Genomic DNA, 3,116 nt, shown 5'->3' on the forward strand with positions numbered 1-3,116 from the left:
GTCCGCGCCGCCTCAATGTGACCGCAGCGCTGGGTTTCCGGCGAAAAGTGCGCGCTGAGGTCACATTGAATATTCGCCTGTGGAGAGCGGCCGCAAGTCTCCTTCGGCGGGTCAGGCTGACTTCATGCAGCCACCTCGCCTTGCGACGCCGCGCGTCGTCCCTCCGGTGCGGGTCGATCCGGACGGCGTGGCCGGTCCACGTCCTGGCGAGGCCCGCGGTGGTCGGTGGCGGCGGACGTCGCCCGGCCTGTACGTGCCCTCCGGTGCCGAGTTCGACCAACCTGCGCAACGGATCGTCGAGGCGGGCGGGCACCTCGGTGCCTTCGGCGGCGTGTCGGGCTGGGCGAGCCTGCATCTGGCAGGTGCCGATTGGTTCGGCGGCAGGGACCTGCACGGCCAGGAGCTGCCCGTCCTCGTCGCCGTCGGGCCCGGGCGGCAGTGCCCTGAGCATCCGGGGGCCGCCTTCACCCGGCACCGGATCGCCGAGACCGAGGTGGTGCTGCGGAGCGGTGTGCGGTGCCTCAACGTCCATCGTGCGCTCCTGGACGAGATCTACCAGCTGCGCTCCCTCAAGCGTGCGGTCGCGGCGATCGACATGGTCCTGCATGCCGAGCTCACGTCGCGGTCTCGGTTGCAGCGATGGCTGCGCACGGTTCCGCGCACCTATGGTCTCCCCCTGATGCGCCAAGCGCTCCGGCTCTCCGCGGACCGGGTCGAGTCACCCCGCGAGACGGCCCTGCGGTTGGTCTGGACGCTCGATGCCGACCTGCCCACCCCGCTGTGCAACGCCGAGCTGTACGACGCGGCCGGCCGCTTCCTGGCGCGGCCCGATCTGTTCTCGCCCGAGCTCGGGCTGGCCGGCGAGTACGACGGGGCGCACCACTTCACCGCCGAGCAGCGCCGGCGCGACCTAGCCCGCGAGGATCGGCTCCGGGACCACGGCATCGAGGTGGTCACCGTGGTGGCCGGTGAGCTGAGCGCCCCGGGAGAGGTCGTCGGCCGGCTTCGGGCGGCGGCTGCGCGCGCCGAGCGCCGGCGCCGGAGCGGGCAGTGGCAGCTCCGGCCCACGCCCGACCTGGATGCCGTCGTCAACGCGCGGCTCGCTGCCGGTTCCGCCGCCGACGCCCCACTTCGATGTGACCTGTCGGCGCCATCTGGGCCCGAACGGGCGCGCTGAGGTCACATTGAGTTGTAGGGTCGCCGCGTGACGCGCTTCCGCTCCTGGCGACCCCGCGTCGCACTGAGCATCGGGCTGGTTGTGATCAACCTGGTGGGCACGGTGCTGGTCTACTGCCTGCTCGCCTTCGCGGTGCCGTTGCCGCAGCTCGCCGACGACGATCGGGTGCGGCTGCTGAACCTGATCGGCGCCGCGATCGCGGTCACCGTCGGCGTCACTGTGGGCGTCGTGCACCTCAACGCGGTGCTCACTCCGTTGGTCGGCTGGATCCGGCGCGGTGCGCCGCACGACGACCCCGACCGACTGGTGGTGCTCCGTGGCCCGGCGATCGTGGCCCGCCGCCAAGGCCTCAGCTGGCTCTTCGCGGCGCTGCTCTTCGGCGCTCTCAACGCACCGGAGAGCCTGCGGGTCGGTGCCTACATCGCATTGACGGTGGCCCTGGTCGGCTGGTCGACGACGGCGTTCAGCTACCTGGCCGCGGAGCGGGCGCTGCGCTCCTTCGCCCAGCGCGCCCTGGAGGGTGACGCGCCGCTGCCCAACCGCCGCTCGGTGGTGGGGCGCGAGCTGCTCACCTGGTGGCTGAGCACCGGGATCGTGCTGCTCGGCACCGTCCTGGTCGGGCTCTTCACGGTGACCGGCAGCGAGGCCACCATCACCGGTCTCGCGGTCACCATGATGGTGCTCGGCGGGATCGGTCTGGTGGTCGGACTGCTGGCCACCTACCTCGCGGCGAAGGCGAGCGCCGACCCGCTGCGCGGTCTCCGGCTCGCAGTCAGCCGGATCGAGCATGGGGACTATGCCGCCTCGGTGCCGATCTACGACGCCACCGAGATCGGTCATCTGCAGGCCGGCTTCAACAAGATGGCGGCCGGGCTCCGTGAGCGCGAGCGGATCAGGGAGCTGTTCGGCCGGCACGTGGGCACCGACGTCGCCCGCCAAGCCCTGGCCGGGGAGGTGAGGCTCGGCGGCGAGGCGCGCGAGGTGACGGTCCTCTTCGTCGACATCATCGGCTCCACCACCATCGCCGAGGAGCGTGAGCCCGAGGAGGTGGTGGCGCTGCTCAACCGGTTCTTCGCGGTGGTGGTCGACGTCGTGGATGCGCACGGCGGCTGGATCAACAAGTTCGCCGGTGACGCGGCGCTGGCGATCTGGGGCGCGCCGGCCGAGGTTCCGCAGCGCGCCACGCTAGCGCTGCGCGCGGCCCGGGTCCTGGGCGAACGCCTGCGGGCCGAGGTGCCGGAGCTGAGCGCCGGGGTCGGGGTCTCCACCGGGCGGGCGGTGGCCGGCAACATCGGCGCGGACCAACGCTCCGAGTACACGGTGATCGGCGACCCGGTGAACGAGGCGGCCCGGCTGACCGATCTGGCGAAGAACGTGCCGGCCGCCGTCCTGGTGCGTGGCGATCTGCTCGCGGACGCGGATCCGGCGGAGGCGAGCTGCTGGAAGCAGTTGGAGCCGCTCCAGGTCCGCGGCCGCCAAGCCCTCACGCCTGTGGCGACTCCCCGCTCGATGTGAGCTGAGCGCGCACTTTCGGCGTCAAAGTGCGCGCTGAGGTCACATGGAGGTCAGGACTCGGCGATCCGCTCGTGGTGGTGGATGACCTCGGCGATCACGAAGTTGAGGAACTTCTCCGCGAAGACCGGGTCCAGCCCGGACTCCTCGGCCAGGTCGCGCAGCCGCGCGACCTGGCGCTCCTCGCGCGACTTGTCCGCCGCAGGCAGCCCGAGCTCCGCCTTGAGGACGCCGACCTGCTGCGTGCAGTTGAACCGCTCGGCGAGCAGGTGGATCAGGGCAGCATCGATGTTGTCGATGCTCTTGCGGAGGCGGAGGAGTTCAGGCGGCGTGCTCACGGCAGGTGAGTCTATAAGCGCTCACCAGGGGCTGGGCTTGTAGTCCTTCACGAAGACGCCGTAGATGTCCTCGCCGGCCTCGCCCTGGA

The 3,116-nt window shown here is 71.3% G+C and carries 3 protein-coding genes; 2 read left to right on the plus strand and 1 reads right to left on the minus strand.

The window, feature by feature from the left end; all coding sequences use genetic code 11:
- The first annotated feature begins 124 nt into the window (after positions 1 to 124).
- Together ABD151_RS10020 and ABD151_RS10025 are read left to right on the plus strand one after the other, a co-directional pair.
- A complete protein-coding gene (locus ABD151_RS10020; protein WP_343993862.1) occupies positions 125 to 1,177 on the plus strand; it encodes a hypothetical protein in 1,053 nt (350 codons plus the stop codon).
- Positions 1,178 to 1,204: 27 nt separating this feature from the next.
- A complete protein-coding gene (locus tag ABD151_RS10025) occupies positions 1,205 to 2,692 on the plus strand; it encodes an adenylate/guanylate cyclase domain-containing protein (protein ID WP_343993864.1) in 1,488 nt (495 codons plus the stop codon).
- A 50-nt stretch (positions 2,693 to 2,742) separates the two neighbouring features.
- On the opposite strand, the gene ABD151_RS10030 is transcribed toward ABD151_RS10025, so the two are convergent.
- On the minus strand, positions 2,743 to 3,027 hold the full coding sequence (locus tag ABD151_RS10030; RefSeq protein ID WP_343993866.1) for a chorismate mutase: 285 nt from the start codon (positions 3,025 to 3,027) through the stop codon (positions 2,743 to 2,745).
- Positions 3,028 to 3,116 lie beyond the last annotated feature (89 nt).

It is taken from the genome of Nocardioides dubius, assembly GCF_039528155.1.
Lineage (GTDB): Bacteria > Actinomycetota > Actinomycetes > Propionibacteriales > Nocardioidaceae > Nocardioides > Nocardioides dubius.